The sequence below is a fragment of the Pseudonocardia autotrophica genome (assembly GCF_003945385.1).
Lineage (GTDB): Bacteria > Actinomycetota > Actinomycetes > Mycobacteriales > Pseudonocardiaceae > Pseudonocardia > Pseudonocardia autotrophica.
In genome coordinates this window covers 7000013-7016279 of the sequence record NZ_AP018920.1, presented here as the reverse complement: position 1 = coordinate 7016279, position 16267 = coordinate 7000013, and the positions used below count along the sequence as shown (strand labels likewise).

The following is a 16267-nucleotide window of genomic DNA, read 5'->3' as shown; positions in this document are numbered from 1 at the left end:
CCGCACGCTCGGCCGTGCGCGGCGACGGTGACGGGCATCGTCGCCGCGCATGGAGCGTCCACACACCTCCGCCGTGCCGCCGGCGGGAACATGGCTCGAGGAGTACCGCGAGCGCGTCGAGCAGATCCGGGCCCGGGCCGAGGCGGCCAGGGCCCGGATCGCGACGGTGACGGCGACCGCACGGACCCGCGACGGCGCGGTCGTGGTGACCGTCGACCAGTCCGGCCACCTGACCGGCCTGAGCATCGGCGTCCGGGCCGACGACATGCCCCGGGCCCGGCTCGCCGAGACGGTGCTGCGGCTGGCCGGTGAGGCCGCGGCCGACGTGGCCGGGCAGGTCGAGAAGATCATGGAACCGCTGATCTCCGGGGCCGGGCGGTGACGTCACCGGCGGCCGGGTTCCGGGTCGATCCGGACATCCTCGGTACCCAGGCCGGCCTGCTCCGTCAGCTCGCCGCCGACGTCACGGCGATGCGACCGTCGGCGACCGACCTGGACACCGATGCCTACGGGGCGATCGGCAGCTTCTTCGCCGCCGACGCGACCGCGGCGATGCGGGCCGGGGCCGAGGCGCTGGAGGGGCTGGGGGGCACGCTCGGCGAGCTGTCCGCGGCGCTCGAGCAGGCGGCGACCGGCTACCGCGAGGCCGACCAGCGGGCGGCCCTGGAGTTCACCCGGGTCGACGTGGTGGAGGAACCCCGGTGAGCGCGCCCCCGCTGGACGGGGCCGGGCTGCTCTCGTCGATCGACGACGTCTCGACCGCCGTCCGGGAGCAGGACGCCGGCGGCATCGCGGTCGCCGGGGTCGTGGCCGGGCTGGACGCGCTGGGATTCGTCGCGAACCCGATCGGTGAGCTCGGCAGGGCCGGGGTCGGCTGGGCGATGGAGTACTTCGACACCTTGCGGATCCCGCTCGACCAGCTGTGCGGCGACCCGGTGCAGATCACCGCCCGGGCCGATGACTGGCAACGGATCTCCGCCGATCTCGGTACCGCGGCCACGGCACTGGACGGGGTGCGCGCCACCGCGGGCACCTGGGAGGGCACGGCGGGGACCGGCTTCGGGCGGACGCTGACCGAGCACCAGGAGGGGCTGCGGACACTGTCCACGGCCGCGCGGGAGGTGGCGGACCTGGTGCTCGGCTCCGCGTCGATGGTCGGCACCGAGCGGGCGATCGTCCGCGACATGATCGCCGATCTGGTGGTCCGCGTGGCCTCCTGGCTGATCGTGTGGGGAGTGACAGCGCTCGCCACCGCGGGGACGGCACTGCCGATTGCGATCGCCATGATCGTCAAGCAGGTCGCCGACACGGCCCTGACGATCATCCGCAGGATCGATGAGCTGGCGACGCTGCTCCGGCAGGCCGGCGCGGCGATCGGGCGGCTGGAGGACACCATCCGCACCGGCCTGCTCCCCGCGGCCGTGCGCGGATCCGGGCTCGCCGAGGGGGTCGGGCTGGCCCAGGACGCCGGACTGGAGCTCGGCAAGCAGCAGGCCGCGGCCCGGGCGACCGGTTCGGATTGGGACGACGGAGGGAACCCCGCGTCGTCCGGATGAGCCATCGGCACCCGGAAGGTGCACGTCCGGGCCGTGGCGCTACCAGCTCGGCGCCCGAATCGGGACTACGCTCCGCGGCATGTCGGTCTGGTTCGTCATCGCCGTCCTCGCGATCGTCGTCGGCGTCGGTCTGCTGGTCTTCGACCGGTTCCGTGGCGGTGCCACGCGTGACCGGAAGCGCTGGGCGTCGATGCGCGAGTGGGAGTACCTGGACTCCGATCCGGTACTGCCCAGCCGCTGGCGCTACGGCACGATCCACCAGGGCGGGCCGGGTGTCGCGCGCAACCTGGTGTCCGGCGACGTCCCGACGCCGGACGGGCCGCGCCGGGCGCACGCGTTCGACCACGAGCAGGCCGGGCGGATCAGCTCGGTGCTGTGTGCGGTCCAGGTCCAGGACCCGCTGCCCGCCGCGGTCGAGCTGCGGCTGCCCTCCGCCCCGCTCCCCGACGACGCCGGGCTGGACCTGCTGGAGCCGGTCGGTGAGCGCTACGCCTTCGTCAGCGACGCCGACGCCGTCCGCCCGCTGCTCACCCCGCGGCTGGCCGACGCCAGCGACGCGGTCGGCGAGGACGTCGAGCTGCTCTGGGCCGAGGACACCTGGGTGCTCGCCGCAGCCCCGGTCGGCATCTCCGCCGACCGGATGCAGGACCTGCTCGCCGATCTCGCCGAGGTGGCGACGGCGCTCGAGGAGGGCATGCACGCCAAGCGTCCCGCGGTCGAGTCCTGATCAGGGCGTATATACGTAGCGTAGATCAACGCATACGTGAAGTGACCACCCGAACGCGCTAGCCCGATCGGGTCTCGATACCCTTTTCGGGTGGCTCTGGCACTCATCACGGGCGGTGGCTCCGGGATCGGCGCGGTACTGGCCGACCGGTTGGCCTCCCGCGGACACGATCTGATCCTCGTCGGCCGGGATCCGGACCGGCTGCACGTGACGGCGCGGGCGCTCACCGCGCGCTACGACGTCCGGGCCGACGCCCTCGTCGCCGATCTCGCGACCCGACGCGGGCTGTTCCGGCTCGAGGCGCTGCTCGGCGGCCCCGGGGCTCCCGCACCGGACGTCCTGGTGCACGACGCGATCCCGGGTCACGCCGGGCCGGGCGCGCCGGAGTCCGTCGACGAGCAGCAGTCCCGGATCGACCTGGGCATCACGGCGACGATGCGGCTGACCCACGCCGCGCTCCCCGGGATGCTGCGCCGCGGATCCGGCACGGTGATCGCGGTCGGTGCATCACCCGATCCGGGCGACGATCCCGTGACCGCGTGGGCGCTGGCCTTCACCGCAGGCCTCGCCGGGATGCTCGACGGCACCGGGGTGCGAGTGGTCACGGTGCGCACCGAGCGCGCCGCCGAGTCCGTCATCGACACGGACCGCCCGGTCGGCCTCCCGGAGCCGGGCCGCCCGGCGGTGGCCCTGCTGGAGCTCCCCCGGCGTGCGGTGGACGCGGGTCTGCGGGCCGCGCGCCGCGGCGCCCAGATCGTCTCCGACGCCACCCGCGAGCCGCTGATGCCGGCGCCCGGCGCGCCGGGCGCCCCGGCGGCCCGGGAATCGGCGGCCCCGGTGGCCCCGGTGGCCCCGGTGATGCCGGGGTCGTCCGTGCCGGCGGTGTCCGTGCCGGGAGTGCCCGTGCCCACCGCGTCCGGGCCGGCACCCGAGCCGGCAGCATCCGAGCCGAGGATGCCCGTGGCCCCGCGCCGGCCCGTCCCTGCCCCCGGCTGCGACCGGGCGCCCGTCGCACAGCAGCCGTTGCGCACCCCGTCGCGGCTGCCGGACCTGCCGTCCCGGCCCGGCGCGGGCCGGTCGGTCGGTACGGCGCCCGGATGCGGGCGCTCCGACCACTACGTCGGCGGATCGCTGCGGACACCCGAGCAGCGTGCCCGGGCGGCCGCGGCCGCCCGCGACCGTGCGCGGCGCCGGATCGGCTCGGCGCACACCACGGCCACCGTCACCGGCGGCTGATCCGATGCGGCGCCGGGGTGGCAGGGGGCCCCGGCGGGCCGGGATGATCGTCGGATGACGACGACGGGGATCCCGCCGCTGCCGAAGGCGGAGCTGCACCTGCACATCGAGGGCACGCTCGAGCCGGAGACGGTCTTCGAGCTCGCCGCCCGCAACGACGTCGCACTGCCCTATCGCGACGTCGAGGACCTGCGGGCGCGCTACGAGTTCACCGACCTGCAGTCGTTCCTCGACGTGTACTACGCCAACATGGCCGTCCTGCGCACCCGCGCGGACTTCGCCGAGCTGGCCTCGGCGTACCTGCGGCGCTGCCCCGGCGAGGGCGTCCGGCACGTCGAGATGTTCTTCGACCCGCAGGCGCACACCGCCAGGGGGATCCCGATCGAGGACGTGATCGGTGGCCTGACCGACGCCGTCGACGAGCATGCCGGCAGCGTGTCGGCCGGGCTGATCCTCTGTTTCCTGCGCGACCGGCCGGCGTCCGAGGCGGCGGACACGCTGCGGGCCGCCGAGCCGCACCTGGACCGGATCGTCGGCGTCGGCCTGGACTCGGCCGAGGTCGGGCATCCGCCGTCGAAGTTCACCGACGTCTTCGACCGGGCCCGGGGCCTGGGGCTCAAGCCGGTGGCGCACGCCGGCGAGGAGGGCCCGGCCGGCTACGTCCGGGAGGCACTCGACGAGCTCGGCGTGCTGCGGGTGGATCACGGCATCCGGGCGGTCGAGGACGACGACCTGGTCGCGCGGCTGCGCCGGGACGGCACCCCGCTGACCGTCTGCCCGCTGTCGAACGTGCGCCTGGGCTGCGTCCCCGGCATCGGGCTGCACCCGCTGCCCGAGATGCTCGCCGCCGGATTGAAGGTGTCCGTGCACTCCGACGATCCGGCGTACTTCGGCGGCTACGCCGACCGGAACTACACCGCGGTCCGGGACGGTCTCGGCCTGTCGGCCGAGCAGCTGCGGACCCTGGCGGCGAACTCGATGGAGGCGTCGTTCGTGGACGCCGCCACCCGGGACGCGCTACTCGCCGAGGTCGCCGGCTGGCGGCCCTGACCGGGCCGGGTCAGGCGGTCGCGGCCAGCCGCACCGGGCGCAGCGGTTCCAGCGGCCGTCCGGATCCGGTGCGGCCCCGCTGCGCGCGGAACGGTGCGAGCCGGAACCGCCGGGTCCGCAGCTGGTACTCGGCGGTGTTCGCGGGCCACATGACGACGTTGACGCCCTCGGCGTTCTGGTAGTAGCTGGAGCAGCCGCCGGTCTCGTAGACGGTGCGGGCGGAGCGCCTGCGGATCCGGGCGGTCCAGCGCCGCTCGATCTCCGGCCGGACGTCGATCGACCGGATGCCCTCGTCGGCCATCCGGCAGACCGCGTCCGCGACGTAGCGGGCCTGGGCCTCGGAGAACAGCAGCGTCGAGCTGGCCCCGCTGGTCGCGTTCGGCCCCTGCATGAGGAACAGGTTCGGGAAGTTCGGACAGGTCATCCCCAGGTACGCCCGCGGGTCCCCGTCCCAGTGGTCGTGCAGCGAACGGCCCTGCGCGTCGAACAGCCGGTGCGCGATCGGCGCGGTCGCGCCGACCTCGAAACCGGTGGTCAGGACGATCGCGTCCACCTCGGCGGAGGTGCCGTCACCGGAGACGACGGTGTCGCCGTCGACCTGCACCAGCCCGCCGGTGTGCAGGGTGCAGTTCTCCGCGCTCATCGCGGGCAGGTAGCTGTTCGACACCAGCGGGCGCTTGCAGGCGTAGTCGAAGTCCGGGGTCAGCCGGTCGCGCAGCTCCGGATCCGGGACCTGCGCGGCGAGGTGCCGCCTGCCGACCCGGGTCAGCGCGTCGCGCAGCACCCGGGAGCGCCGGGTCGCCGCGAGCAGCTCGGCACCGGCGTAGATCAGGTCGAACTGCATCCTGGTCAGAGCCGGGCTGGCGGCCAGCGCGCGGCGCGCCAGCCGGCCGACCGGGTTGCCCGGCTTCGGCATGATCCACGCGGGGGATCGCTGCAGCACGTGCAGCTCGTCGACCTGCGACTGCAGCTCCGGGACCAGCTGGATGGCGGTCGCGCCGGTGCCCACCACGGCGACCCGCTTGCCGGTGAGATCGACCGAGTGGTCCCAGCGTGCCGAGTGGAACACCGGGCCGCGGAACTCGCGCAGGCCCGGCACGTCGGGCAGCTTCGGGTCGGCGACCAGGCCGGCCGCGCTGACCATGACGTCGGCGGTGAACTCGCCGAGCGGGGTGTCGATCCGCCAGTGGGCGTCGGCATCGTCCCACCGCGCGGAGTGCACGTCGGCGCCGAACCGCACGTGCTGGGACAACCCGGTCGAGTGGGCGAGCCGGCGCGCGTAGTCCTGCACCTCGTGACCGGGCGCGTACAGGTCCGACCAGTCGGGATTGGTCATCGCGCGGAGCTGGTAGAGCGGCGAGGGGGTGTCGACACCGACCCCGGGATAGGTGTTGTCCCGCCACACCCCGCCGACGTCGTCGGCCCGCTCGAGCAGGACGAAGTCGTGGACCCCCCGGCGCAGCAGCGCCAGCCCGACCGCCAGACCGGTGAAACCTGCACCGATGACGGCGACCCGGGAGTGTCGCGGCGACGGGCCGGTGGGGAGTCCGCCGGCGTCCGGGGAGGACGGCTCGGCCGGTCGCGGTAGCGGCGGCGCCTCGGACGTCATGCCCCTGACGGTAAAGGCTGCATAACGGTCGGGCACGCGAGAGCGGCCCGTCTCACGGCGTTACGCCGCGTCATTGTCGCCGGGGTCACACCAACCGGCCGGTAACCCCGTCACGATGTGTCGGCCCCGGAGCGACGGACTAGGGTTGCCTGGTGCCCTCCGTCATGATCACGGGCGCGTCGTCGGGTATCGGGGCCGCCTTCGCCGACCGCCTCGCCGCGGACGGCCGCGACCTCGTTCTCGTGGCCCGCGACGCCGACCGTTTGCAGGCCGCCGCGAACCGGTATCGCGACCTCGGTGTCGCGGTCGAGGTACTGCCCGCCGATCTCGCCGATGCCGAGGAGCGCCTGCGGGTGGTCCGCAGGCTCGCCGACCCGGACGTCGCCCCCGTCGACCTGCTCGTCAACAACGCCGGGCTCGCGCTCGGTGCCCCGTTCCTGGAGAACGAGCCCGCCGAGCTGACCCGGCAGCTCCAGGTCAACGTGGCGAGCGTGCTGGAGCTGACCCGTGCGGTGCTGCCGGGGATGGTCGACCGGGGCGCGGGCGCCGTGCTGAACGTGGCCAGCGTCGCCGGGTTCCTCGCCGGGCGCGGATCGACCTATCCGGCCGACAAGGCGTGGGTCATCTCGTTCAGCGAGGGCGTGGCGGCGTCGCTGCAGGGCACCGGGGTGCGGGTGATGGCGCTGTGCCCCGGATACGTACGTACGGAGTTCCACGAGCGGGCCGGGATCGACGTCGGTGCCCGGCGCGGACCGCTCTGGCTGGAGGCCTCGCAGGTCGTCGACGAGGCACTCGCGGACTTGGACAGGGGACGGGTGGTGTCGGTGCCCTCGAGGCAGTACAAGGCGATCGTCGGGCTGGTCGGGGTGATTCCGCGCGGTGTCCTGCGGCGGATCACGGCGGCCTTCGACCGGGACCGCACATGAGCGCGCACGCCGACCGGGCCCGGCTGGCCGCACTGGTCCGGGAGATCGCCGTCGTGCACGAGAAGGTCGTGCTGTCCTCCGGCGCGGAGGCCGACTACTACGTCGACCTGCGCCGGGTCACGCTGCACCACGAGGCGTCGCCGCTGATCGGCAGGCTGGTGCGGGCGCTGACCGCGGACTGGTCCTACCGCTCCGTCGGCGGCCTGACGCTCGGGGCCGATCCGGTCGCGACCGCGGTGTTGCACGCCGCCGCGCAGGAGTCCGATGCCGCGCCGGTGGACGCGTTCGTCGTCCGCAAGGAGACCAAGCGGCACGGCATGCAGCGGCTCATCGAGGGCCCGGACATCGTCGGACGGCCGGTGCTGGTCGTCGAGGACACCTCCACCACCGGTGACTCGGTGCTGACCGCGGTCCGGTCGGTGCGTGACGCCGGTGCGGACATCGTCGGGGTGTGCACCGTCGTCGACCGGGACACCGGGGCACGGCAGGCCGTCGAGGCCGAGGGAGTGCCGTACCGGGCGCTGCTGGGGCTGGCGGACCTGCAGCTGGGGTGAGCACGTCCGAGCCCGGGCCGAGCGAGTGGTCGGTGCCGGGGCAGGTCGGCGTGGGGCCCTGGGAGGGGCCGTTGCCCGACGGCGACCGGTGGGATCCGGAGCTGCTCGAACAGGGCGATCGGCGCAACGTCGTCGACGCCTACCGGTACTGGCGGCGCGAGGCCGTCGCCGAGGACCTGGCCGCCAGGGCCCATCCGTTCCACGTCGCGATCGAGAACCTCGGGCACGACCACAACATCGGCACCGTCGTGCGCACGGCGAACGCGTTCGGTGCCGGTGGGGTGCACATCGTCGGACGACGGCGCTGGAACCGGCGCGGTGCGATGGTCACCGACCGCTACCTCGCGCTGCACCACCATCCCGAGGCCGCCGGGCTGGTCGGATTCGCCCGGGAACACGGGCTCGCGCTGGTCGCGGTGGACAACCTGCCCGGCGCGACCCGGCTGGAGCGGACGGAGCTGCCCCGCGACTGCGTGCTGCTGTTCGGCTCCGAGGGCCCCGGCCTGTCGCCGGAGATCCGGGCCGCCGCCGATCTCGCCGTCTCGATCGCCCAGTTCGGCTCCACCCGGTCGATCAACGCCGGGGTGGCCGCGGGGATCGTCATGCACTCCTGGGTCCGGCGGCACGCCGACCTGTCCGACGCCTGGTGACCGGCCCCGGACCCGCGACGTGTGGTGCGGCCGGGGCGGGCTCGTGTGGTGTGGCCGGGCCGGCTCCGGCGGGTGCGGCCCCGGCCGGAGATGTGCCGCCGGCGGCCGTCGGAACCGCCCGGATCAGGCCGGATCAGGTCAGCGGGGCTCTCGTGGGGGCATCGGCGGCCCGGCCGCGGGCCGGTCCGGCCCCCGGGAGACGACGCCCGGCGGCACCGGAGCGGCAGCGTCCGCCGGGTGCTGCACGGCTGCCGGGCGGGGCACGACCGGCATCCGGGTCGTGACGGCCGCCGGATCCACGTCACCGGCGCCGGCGCCGGCACCGGTGGCGGTGGCGGTGGCGGTGGCGACCGGCATCCCCGGACCGGCGACCGCAGCGCCGCGCCGCGCCATCAGCCGCGCCCGGAGCACCTCGAACAGGATCGGGACGACGGAGATCAGCACGATCGTCACCAGGATCAGGTCGATCCGTTCCCGCACGATCGCGAACTGCCCGAGGAAGTACCCGAGCACGGTCACCCCGGCGGCCCAGGCGATGCCGCCGATCAGCGAGTAGGTGAGATAGCGCCGCGCGTCCATCCGGGCGACCCCGGCGCTGACCGTGATGAACGTCCGGACGATCGGCACGAACCGGCCCAGGACGATCGCCCGGTTGCCGAACTTCTCGAAGAACTCGTGGGTCTTCGCCACGTGCTTCGGGTTGAACAGCCGCGATCGGGGCCGGTCGAAGACGGCCGGACCGGCCCGCAGGCCGATGCCGTACCCGACCGCGTTGCCGGCCACCGCGGCCGCCACGAGCACGACGCACACCAGCCACAACGGGACGTCGATCGCACCCTGGGCGACGAACAGCCCCGCGGTGAACAGCAGGGAGTCCCCGGGCAGGAAGAAGCCCAGCAGCAGGCCGCACTCGGCGAACACGATCGCCGCCAGCCCGATCAGGGCCCACGGGCCGAGGGACTCGATGATCACTGCCGGGTCGAGCCACGAGGGGCCGAGTGCGAGCGTCTGGGTCGCGGCGAGAACCGTCACGCAGCGAAACGGTACCGGCGGGCCGCAGGCAGCCCGACGGCGCCGTCACCAGCGGAAGGACGAACCGGACACCGGGTCGGGAACCGGATCGCCGGCTCAGCCCAGTGCCGGCAGCGCTCCCGGCAGCAGCACCGAGACGAGCGCGATCCCGCCGCCCAGCAGTGCGCCCACGAGCAGCGCGATCAGGGCGGCCCACAGGATCTGCGCGGTGAGCGCCCGGCCGCCCGGGGACCGGGGTGCGGCCGCGACCGGGGCGGCCGCGGGCCTGCGCTGCTGGGGCGGGGCCGGGCGGGGCGCGACGGGCGGCGGGACCCGGCCCGGCACCCGGGGCGGGCCGGGCGGCGGACCGGCCGGGCGCGGTGGCGGCATCGGCCGGCCGCGGGCCTGCGCGTGCAGCGCCTCGCCGACCCGGCGCTCGGCGTCGTCCCGGTACGGGTCGTGCGCCGTGTTCTGCGGCCCGGTCATCGCGGCTCCTCCGGACGGCGCGGCACGGGAGCGCCGGCACGTTCCTCCATGATGCGGGCGACCGCGTCGAGCGCTCGGCTGGCGGTCGACTTCACGGTGCCGCGGCTCATCCCGGCGGCCTCGGCGATCTCGGACTCGGTCAGGCCGCCGTAGTAGCGCAGCACCAGCACCTCGCGCTGCCGCGGCGGCAGCAGGCCCAGCGCGTCGACCACCGACTGGTGCTCGGCCGAGAGCATCGCCAGCGACTCCGCCGACCGGGCGTTGGCCGCGTGCGGCGGGACGTACTCGCGGGCCGTCCGGCGGCGGCGCAGCACCGACCGGGAACCGTTCACCACAGCGGCGCGCAGATAGGCGACCGCGGCGGTCTCGTCGCGCAGTCCGGTCCAGTGCCGGTGCAGGCCGGTGAACGCCTCCTGCACGACGTCCTCGGCGGTGGCCGGGATGTCGACCAGGAGCATCGCCAGCCGCATCAGCCGCAGCCGGTGGTCGCGGTAGAGATCGGCGAGGGTGAGCGGCTTCTCGTCGGCCGGCGCCGGCTGCTGCGCCCCCGAGCCACCCGGACCGTCCGGAACGGTCGCGAACGGACCGCCGCCCTCGGGCGCCGGTCTGCTGTCGATGGCGCGCAACCGGCCCAGTGTCCGGTCGACGGCGTTCTCGGCCCGCTCCTCCTCCACGGTCAACAGCGTAGCGACCACCTCCGACACCGTTCGCGGGCTCGCCCCATCGGGCGTCCGGAGGAGGTGACCAGACCCATCCGGTGGATGACTGTCCGCGCCGGGCGGGTACGTGATACTCACCCGGAGAGCAAGCGCTGCGACGAGCAGTGACCGCCGATGACGAGGAGGCCGCCCGTGCCGATCGCCACGCCCGAGATCTACAACCAGATGCTGGACAACGCCAAGAGTGGCGAGTTCGCCTACCCGGCGATCAACGTGACCGGTACGGAGACCCTGAACGCGGCGTTGCGCGGGTTCGCCGAGGCGGGTTCGGACGGCATCGTCCAGATCTCCACCGGCGGCGCCGAGTTCCTGTCCGGGACCCGGGTGAAGGACATGGTCACCGGCTCGGTCGGCCTCGCCGAGTTCGCGCACGTGGTCGCCGACAAGTACCCGGTCAACATCGCCCTGCACACCGACCACTGCCCGAAGGACAAGCTCGACGGCTTCGTGCGGCCGCTGATCGCGGTCAGCCGGGAGCGGGTCGACCGGGGTGAGAACCCGCTGTTCCAGTCGCACATGTGGGACGGCTCCGCGGTCGAGCTCGAGGAGAACCTCTCGATCGCGGCCGAGCTGCTCGACGAGGCGGTCAAGGCGAAGATCATCCTCGAGGTCGAGATCGGCGTCGTCGGTGGCGAGGAGGACGGCGTCGCCAACGACATCAACGACAAGCTCTACACCGCCCCCGGCGACTACCAGCGCACCGTGGAGGTGCTCGGTGCCGGTGAGAAGGGCCGTTACCTGCTCGCCGCGACGTTCGGCAACGTGCACGGCGTCTACAAGCCGGGCAACGTGAAGCTCCGCCCGGAGATCCTGAAGCAGGGTCAGCAGGTCGCCCGCGAGAAGCTGGGCGCCGGTGCCGCGGACAAGCCGTTCGATCTGGTGTTCCACGGCGGGTCCGGTTCGCTGCTCGAGGAGATCCACGAGTCGCTGAGCTACGGCGTCGTCAAGATGAACGTCGACACCGACACCCAGTACGCCTTCACCCGCCCGATCGCGGCGCACATGTTCGAGAACTACGACGGCGTGCTCAAGATCGACGGCGAGGTCGGCAACAAGAAGGCCTACGACCCGCGGTCGTACCTGAAGAAGGCCGAGATCGCGATGAGCGAGCGCGTGATCGAGGCCTGCGAGGCGCTCAAGTCCGCAGGCAAGGCCCTCTGAGTTTCCCGGGAGCGGTCGTCGGGGCCCCGGCCCCGATGACCACCCGCGGGCCGCGCGGCGCCACAATGGCGGCATGAGTCTGCACGGCAACCTGCTCGAGCCCGAGTCCACGCGGCTGCCGGTGGACCCGGCCGCCGCCGAGCTGGACGGCGGCGCCGACCCGGCCGGTGTGGCCGCGGCCAGCCCGTCGTCGAGCATCGCCTGGGCGGTGCTGGCCGAGCGGGCGCTGGACTCCGGCGAGACCGTCGCGGCCTACGCCTACGCCCGCACCGGCTACCACCGCGCGCTCGACCAGCTGCGCCGCAACGGCTGGAAGGGCTTCGGCCCGGTGCCGTGGTCGCACGAGCCGAACCGCGGCTACCTGCGCGCCTGTGGGGCGCTGCTGCGCGCCGCGGCAGCGATCGACGAGACCGCCGAGGTCGAGCGGCTGCGCACGCTGATCGGCGACTCCGATCCGGCCGCGCTCGCCGCGCTCGGCATCGACTGAGCCGCCCCGTTCCGGCGTGACGGGCACGAGGAGGCCGGTGGCCCGGCTGCGGGCGCGCGGCCGGCTCGGTGCGCGCCGGGTGCGGGCGTCCTGGCTGCCGATCCTGCAGTGCGCGGTCGCCGCCGGGCTCGCGCTGTGGGTGGCCGGCGACCTGTTCGGTCACGTCCGGCCGTTCTTCGCCCCGATCGCCGCGGTGATCAGCCTGGGCGTCTCGCTCAACTCGCGATTGCGCCGGGCCGCCGAGCTGGTCGTCGGGGTCAGCCTCGGGGTGCTCGTCGGCGACCTGATCATCGCCGAGATCGGCAGCGGGGTCTGGCAGCTGATGCTGGTCGTCGCGCTGGCCATCACGCTGGCCACCTTCTTCGACGGCGGCAACCTGATCGTCGCGCAGGCGGGTGCGTCAGCGGTGCTGGTCACGACACTGCTGCCGCCGGGCGACAGCGGCGGCATCGACCGCTGCGTGGACGCGCTGATCGGCGGCCTCGCCGGCATCCTGGTCGCCGCCGTCATCCCGGTGAACCCGATCCGGTTCGTCCGGCGGGCCGCCCGCCGGGTGCTCGACGACCTGGTCACGGTGCTGACCGACATCGCGTCCGCGCTGCGCGAGCACGACCGGGCATCCGCCGCGCGGGCGCTGCGCCGGGCCCGCGACACCCAGGACGGGATCGACGAGCTGCGGGCCGCGGTCGGGGGCGCCGGCGAGGTGGCGGCCGTGTCGCCGTTGCACCGGCCCCGCCGGCGGATGCTGCGCCGCTACCGCGAGCTGGCCGACCGGGCCGACTACGCGCACCGCAACGCGCGGGTGCTCGCCCGCCGCACCCTGACCGCCATCGAGGACGACGAGCGGGTCCCGCCCGAGCTGGTCGACGCGATCACCGAGCTGGCCGGGGCGGTCGGCGCGCTGATCCGCGAGCTGGGCCAGGACGGTGACCGGGAGCGTGCCCGGCCGGCGTTCCTCGACGCCGTCGGGCATTCCCCGGTGCTGTCCGACCGGCAGCTCACCGCCGGGCCGCCGGACGGCACGGCGGCGGTCTCGGTGCCGGTGCTCGTCGCGCAGATCCGGTCGATCGCGGTGGATCTGTTGCAGGCGACCGGGATGAGCCGGACCGAGGCGTTGCGCGCGCTCCGGGGACGGCTCCCCGACGCCGACTTGGGCTGATCGGGGGAGTGGGGGTTCCGTCACGGTGCGGTCACGGAGCAGAATCGGCGCTGCTCGGCGCCGGGACGACTCGTCCCCCTGCACGGTGTGGTGTGGCCGCCGCCGTCGCCCGCACCGATGCCCGCACCGCGAGCGTCGCCCAGTGATCGGGGTCCACCACGTGCAGTTGCTCATCCGCTACGTCCTCGCCCCGCTGGTCCGGCTGCTGTGGCGCCCCGCCGTCCACGGCGCCGACCGGATCCCGGCGCACGGCCCGGTGATCCTCGCCGCCAACCACCGTGCCGCGGTCGACACCGCCTTCATCCCACTGGTGGCGTCCCGCCGGGTGGCGTTCCTGGGCAAGGCCGAGTACTTCACCGGGCGCGGCCTGCGCGGCCGCCTGATGGCCTCGTTCCTCCGCGCGCTCGGCTACATCCCGGTCGACCGGGGGAACGCCCGTGCGGGGCTCGCCGCACTCGCCGCGGGCCGCGGCGTGCTGCAGGCCGGTGGCGTCTTCGGGATCTACCCGGAGGGCACCCGCTCGCTCGACGGCAGGCTGCACCGCGGTCACACCGGGGTGGCCAGCCTCGCGCTGTCGACCGGCGCCGTCGTCGTCCCGGTGGGCCTGCGCGGCACGGAACGGGTGCAGCCGGTGGGCCGGCTGTTCCCGCGCCTGGCCCGGGTGGAGATCCGGTTCGGGGCACCGCTGGAGTTCAGCCGCTACGAGGGGCTGGAGGGCGCGCCGGCGATCCGGCGCGCGGTCACCGACGAGATCATGGACGCCATCGCCGACCTCTCCGGCCAGACCTATGTGGACTCCTACCACCGGCGTCCGGACGAGTCGCTGTCCGCCGCCTGACGCTCAGCCCGGCAGCACCGGATGCCACGGCTCGGTGTGCTCGTACCAGGCCCAGCGCTTGATCACCCGCGGGTAGGGCTCGCCGTCCCGGACGGGGGTGGATCCGGTGGAGCCGATCTGGATCGCCCGCCCGGTCGTCGCCGTCACACCGCGTCCGCCGCGGACCCGCACCCCGGCCGGGCCCGCCTCGACGACGAGCGCCGGGATCCGGCCGTGGAACACCCGGGTGGAGTCGCAGTAGGCCTCGCCGTACAGGTCGCGGATCTCGCCGCGCCCGACCAGCACCCCGCCGTTGTCGTCGCGCAGCAACGGCTCGGGGCGCGCGGTCCCGGACCGGGCGAGCGCGGCGGCGTGGGCCGGCGCGGCCGGGACACCCCAGCAGGCGGCGGCCGCGGAGCGGCGGGACACCGGCAGGTAGGCCACCTCGGTGCCCAGCGCCCCGGCCCGCAGCAGCCGGACCAGTACCGCGGCCAGGTCGGCGTCGTCGCCGTGCACGATCAGCCGGACGCCGGGATGCTCGGTGAGCAGCGGATCGACCTCGGTCTTTCCGGGCCGCGGGCCGACGGTGACCGAGCGCACCGCTGGATCGGACGCGAGGGACGCCGGTACCCGTTCCCGGCGCCAGGCGGGGCGGATACCGTATGTCCGACGACGGCGGCGCTGCGGCACGCAGGCGAGCAGCACCGCTTCGGGATCGGTCGACACCACTGATCGAGTACCCTCCTCGCCGCGGAATCCGGTAACCACGCCCGGGCCCGCGGCCGTGACGAGCGTGTGTGAACTGGAGTCTCTTACATGCCCGCAATCGTGTTGATCGGCGCCCAGTGGGGCGACGAGGGCAAGGGCAAGGCGACGGACCTGCTGAGTGGCGAGTTCGGCTGGGTCGTCCGCTACCAGGGCGGCAACAACGCCGGGCACACCGTCGTCACGCCGGACGGGCGCGACTTCGCGCTCAAGCTCATCCCGTCCGGGATCCTGTCGCCCGGCGTCAAGAACGTGATCGGCAACGGCGTCGTGGTCAATCCCGAGGCGCTGATCGAGGAGAAGGCCGGGCTCGAGCGCCGTGGCGTCGACACCTCCGGCCTGCTGATCTCCGCCGACTCGCACCTGATCATGCCCTATCACGTGGCGATCGACCGGGTCACCGAGCGCTACCTGGGCAAGGCCAAGATCGGCACCACCGGCCGTGGCATCGGCCCGGCCTACCAGGACAAGGTGGCCCGGGTCGGCGTCCGCGCCGCGGACCTGCTCGACGAGAAGATCCTGCACCAGAAGGTGGAGGCCGCGCTCGAGCTGAAGAACCAGATCCTGGTCAAGGTCTACAACCGGCGCGCGCTGGACTTCACCGAGGTCGTGGACACCGTCCTGGAGCAGTCCAAGGAGTTCGCCGACAAGATCGTCGACACCCGGCTGCTGCTGAACGAGGCCCTGGAGCGCGGCGAGACACTGCTGCTGGAGGGCTCGCAGGGCACCCTGCTCGACGTCGACCACGGCACCTATCCGTTCGTGACCAGCTCCAACCCGACAGCCGGCGGTGCGTCGGTCGGGTCCGGAATCGGCCCGAACAAGATCACCCGGGTGATCGGGATCCTGAAGGCCTACACCACCCGGGTGGGCTCCGGCCCGTTTCCGACCGAGCTCACCGACGAGATGGGCGACTGGCTGCGCAAGACCGGCGGCGAGGTCGGGGTGAACACCGGCCGAGCCCGGCGCTGTGGCTGGTTCGACGCCGTGATCGGCCGCTACGCCGTGCGGGTCAACGGGATCACCGACGTGTTCCTGACCAAGCTCGACGTGCTCTCCGGGCTGGAGAACGTGCCGATCTGCGTCGGCTACGAGGTCGACGGCCACCGGGTCGACGAGATGCCGATGACCCAGACCGGCTTCCACCACGCCGTCCCGGTGTACGAGGAGATGCCCGGCTGGTTCGAGGACCTCTCCGCCGCCCGCACCTGGGAGGAGCTGCCGCCCGCGGCGCAGGCCTACGTGCAGCGGATCGAGGAGCTCACCGGTGCGCCGGTGTCCGCGATCGGTGTCGGCCCCGGGCGGGAGCAGACGATCACCCGCTGATCCCGGTCTGGCGGCGGCGCCGACCGGC

General features: G+C 74.0%; 19 protein-coding genes. 14 read left to right on the top strand and 5 right to left on the bottom strand.

Going from position 1 to position 16267, the window contains the following annotated elements:
* Positions 1–49: 49 nt before the first annotated feature.
* The 6 genes from Pdca_RS32725 (at position 50) to Pdca_RS32700 (ending at position 4569) form a co-directional block, all read left to right on the top strand.
* Positions 50–382 carry a YbaB/EbfC family nucleoid-associated protein gene (locus Pdca_RS32725; RefSeq protein WP_085914569.1) on the top strand — a complete coding sequence of 111 codons (333 nt, stop codon included), beginning with the start codon at positions 50–52 and terminating at the stop codon, positions 380–382.
* Entirely contained in the window at positions 379–705 is a 327-nt protein-coding gene (locus Pdca_RS32720) for a type VII secretion target (protein WP_085914568.1), read from the top strand. Before Pdca_RS32725 ends, Pdca_RS32720 begins: the two co-directional genes overlap by 4 nt.
* A complete protein-coding gene (locus Pdca_RS32715; protein ID WP_085914567.1) occupies positions 702–1556 on the top strand; it encodes a WXG100 family type VII secretion target in 855 nt (284 codons plus the stop codon). The genes Pdca_RS32720 and Pdca_RS32715 overlap by 4 nt, the downstream gene beginning before the upstream one ends.
* A gap of 79 nt (positions 1557–1635) precedes the next feature.
* Positions 1636–2283 (top strand): type III secretion system chaperone family protein, encoded by a 648-nt coding sequence (locus tag Pdca_RS32710; RefSeq protein WP_085914566.1) that lies wholly within the window; start codon positions 1636–1638, stop codon positions 2281–2283.
* Between the two features lie 90 nt (positions 2284–2373).
* Complete coding sequence (locus Pdca_RS32705) at positions 2374–3519, top strand: SDR family NAD(P)-dependent oxidoreductase (RefSeq protein WP_158092242.1); 1146 nt, start codon at positions 2374–2376, stop codon at positions 3517–3519.
* Positions 3520–3573: 54 nt separating this feature from the next.
* Positions 3574–4569, top strand: coding sequence for an adenosine deaminase (locus Pdca_RS32700; protein ID WP_085914564.1), 996 nt, complete (start codon positions 3574–3576; stop codon positions 4567–4569).
* Positions 4570–4579: 10 nt separating this feature from the next.
* Here Pdca_RS32700 and Pdca_RS32695 read toward each other — a convergent pair whose 3' ends face one another.
* Complete coding sequence (locus Pdca_RS32695) at positions 4580–6178, bottom strand: flavin-containing monooxygenase (RefSeq protein ID WP_085914563.1); 1599 nt, start codon at positions 6176–6178, stop codon at positions 4580–4582.
* Positions 6179–6330: 152 nt separating this feature from the next.
* Between Pdca_RS32695 and Pdca_RS32690 the strand changes: the two genes are divergently transcribed.
* Genes Pdca_RS32690 through Pdca_RS32680 form a run of 3 tightly spaced genes read left to right on the top strand, consistent with a single transcriptional unit; the run spans position 6331 to position 8308 of the window.
* A complete protein-coding gene (locus Pdca_RS32690) occupies positions 6331–7104 on the top strand; it encodes an SDR family NAD(P)-dependent oxidoreductase (protein WP_232021321.1) in 774 nt (257 codons plus the stop codon).
* Positions 7101–7658 (top strand): orotate phosphoribosyltransferase, encoded by a 558-nt coding sequence (gene pyrE, locus Pdca_RS32685; protein ID WP_085914561.1) that lies wholly within the window; start codon positions 7101–7103, stop codon positions 7656–7658. Before Pdca_RS32690 ends, pyrE begins: the two co-directional genes overlap by 4 nt.
* Positions 7655–8308 carry a TrmH family RNA methyltransferase gene (locus tag Pdca_RS32680; RefSeq protein WP_085914560.1) on the top strand — a complete coding sequence of 218 codons (654 nt, stop codon included), beginning with the start codon at positions 7655–7657 and terminating at the stop codon, positions 8306–8308. Before pyrE ends, Pdca_RS32680 begins: the two co-directional genes overlap by 4 nt.
* A 138-nt stretch (positions 8309–8446) precedes the next feature.
* Here the strand turns inward: Pdca_RS32680 and Pdca_RS32675 are convergent, their stop codons facing one another.
* The 3 genes from Pdca_RS32675 to Pdca_RS32665 all read right to left on the bottom strand — a co-directional run bounded on the left by Pdca_RS32675 (position 8447) and on the right by Pdca_RS32665 (position 10500).
* Entirely contained in the window at positions 8447–9340 is an 894-nt protein-coding gene (locus Pdca_RS32675; protein WP_085914559.1) for a DedA family protein, read from the bottom strand.
* 96 nt (positions 9341–9436) lie between these two features.
* Positions 9437–9805 carry a hypothetical protein gene (locus Pdca_RS36175; protein WP_085914558.1) on the bottom strand — a complete coding sequence of 123 codons (369 nt, stop codon included), beginning with the start codon at positions 9803–9805 and terminating at the stop codon, positions 9437–9439.
* A complete protein-coding gene (locus tag Pdca_RS32665; RefSeq protein ID WP_373865517.1) occupies positions 9802–10500 on the bottom strand; it encodes an RNA polymerase sigma factor in 699 nt (232 codons plus the stop codon). Before Pdca_RS32665 ends, Pdca_RS36175 begins: the two co-directional genes overlap by 4 nt.
* A gap of 156 nt (positions 10501–10656) precedes the next feature.
* On the opposite strand from Pdca_RS32665, the gene fbaA reads away from it, so the two are divergent.
* The 4 genes from fbaA (at position 10657) to Pdca_RS32645 (ending at position 14169) form a co-directional block, all read left to right on the top strand.
* Entirely contained in the window at positions 10657–11685 is a 1029-nt protein-coding gene (fbaA, locus tag Pdca_RS32660) for a class II fructose-bisphosphate aldolase (RefSeq protein WP_085914557.1), read from the top strand.
* Between the two features lie 73 nt (positions 11686–11758).
* Complete coding sequence (locus Pdca_RS32655; RefSeq protein WP_085914556.1) at positions 11759–12172, top strand: DUF3151 domain-containing protein; 414 nt, start codon at positions 11759–11761, stop codon at positions 12170–12172.
* 37 nt (positions 12173–12209) lie between these two features.
* Positions 12210–13331 carry an FUSC family protein gene (locus tag Pdca_RS32650; protein ID WP_232021320.1) on the top strand — a complete coding sequence of 374 codons (1122 nt, stop codon included), beginning with the start codon at positions 12210–12212 and terminating at the stop codon, positions 13329–13331.
* Between the two features lie 160 nt (positions 13332–13491).
* Positions 13492–14169 carry a lysophospholipid acyltransferase family protein gene (locus Pdca_RS32645; RefSeq protein ID WP_085914611.1) on the top strand — a complete coding sequence of 226 codons (678 nt, stop codon included), beginning with the start codon at positions 13492–13494 and terminating at the stop codon, positions 14167–14169.
* A 3-nt stretch (positions 14170–14172) separates the two neighbouring features.
* Here the strand turns inward: Pdca_RS32645 and Pdca_RS32640 are convergent, their stop codons facing one another.
* Entirely contained in the window at positions 14173–14748 is a 576-nt protein-coding gene (locus Pdca_RS32640; RefSeq protein ID WP_085914610.1) for a hypothetical protein, read from the bottom strand.
* 216 nt (positions 14749–14964) lie between these two features.
* On the opposite strand from Pdca_RS32640, the gene Pdca_RS32635 reads away from it, so the two are divergent.
* Positions 14965–16239 (top strand): adenylosuccinate synthase, encoded by a 1275-nt coding sequence (locus tag Pdca_RS32635; protein ID WP_085914555.1) that lies wholly within the window; start codon positions 14965–14967, stop codon positions 16237–16239.
* Positions 16240–16267 lie beyond the last annotated feature (28 nt).

What these genes read in the sequence shown, in the direction of transcription:
- Pdca_RS32725 (WP_085914569.1), top strand. Translation starts at nt 50, where the DNA reads ATGGAGCGTCCACACACCTCCGCCGTGCCGCCGGCGGGAACATGGCTC.
- Pdca_RS32710 (WP_085914566.1), top strand. Translation starts at nt 1,636, where the DNA reads ATGTCGGTCTGGTTCGTCATCGCCGTCCTCGCGATCGTCGTCGGCGTC.
- Pdca_RS32700 (WP_085914564.1), top strand. Translation starts at nt 3,574, where the DNA reads ATGACGACGACGGGGATCCCGCCGCTGCCGAAGGCGGAGCTGCACCTG.
- Pdca_RS32695 (WP_085914563.1), bottom strand. Translation starts at nt 6,178, where the DNA reads ATGACGTCCGAGGCGCCGCCGCTACCGCGACCGGCCGAGCCGTCCTCC.
- pyrE (WP_085914561.1), top strand. Translation starts at nt 7,101, where the DNA reads ATGAGCGCGCACGCCGACCGGGCCCGGCTGGCCGCACTGGTCCGGGAG.
- Pdca_RS36175 (WP_085914558.1), bottom strand. Translation starts at nt 9,805, where the DNA reads ATGACCGGGCCGCAGAACACGGCGCACGACCCGTACCGGGACGACGCC.
- Pdca_RS32655 (WP_085914556.1), top strand. Translation starts at nt 11,759, where the DNA reads ATGAGTCTGCACGGCAACCTGCTCGAGCCCGAGTCCACGCGGCTGCCG.
- Pdca_RS32635 (WP_085914555.1), top strand. Translation starts at nt 14,965, where the DNA reads ATGCCCGCAATCGTGTTGATCGGCGCCCAGTGGGGCGACGAGGGCAAG.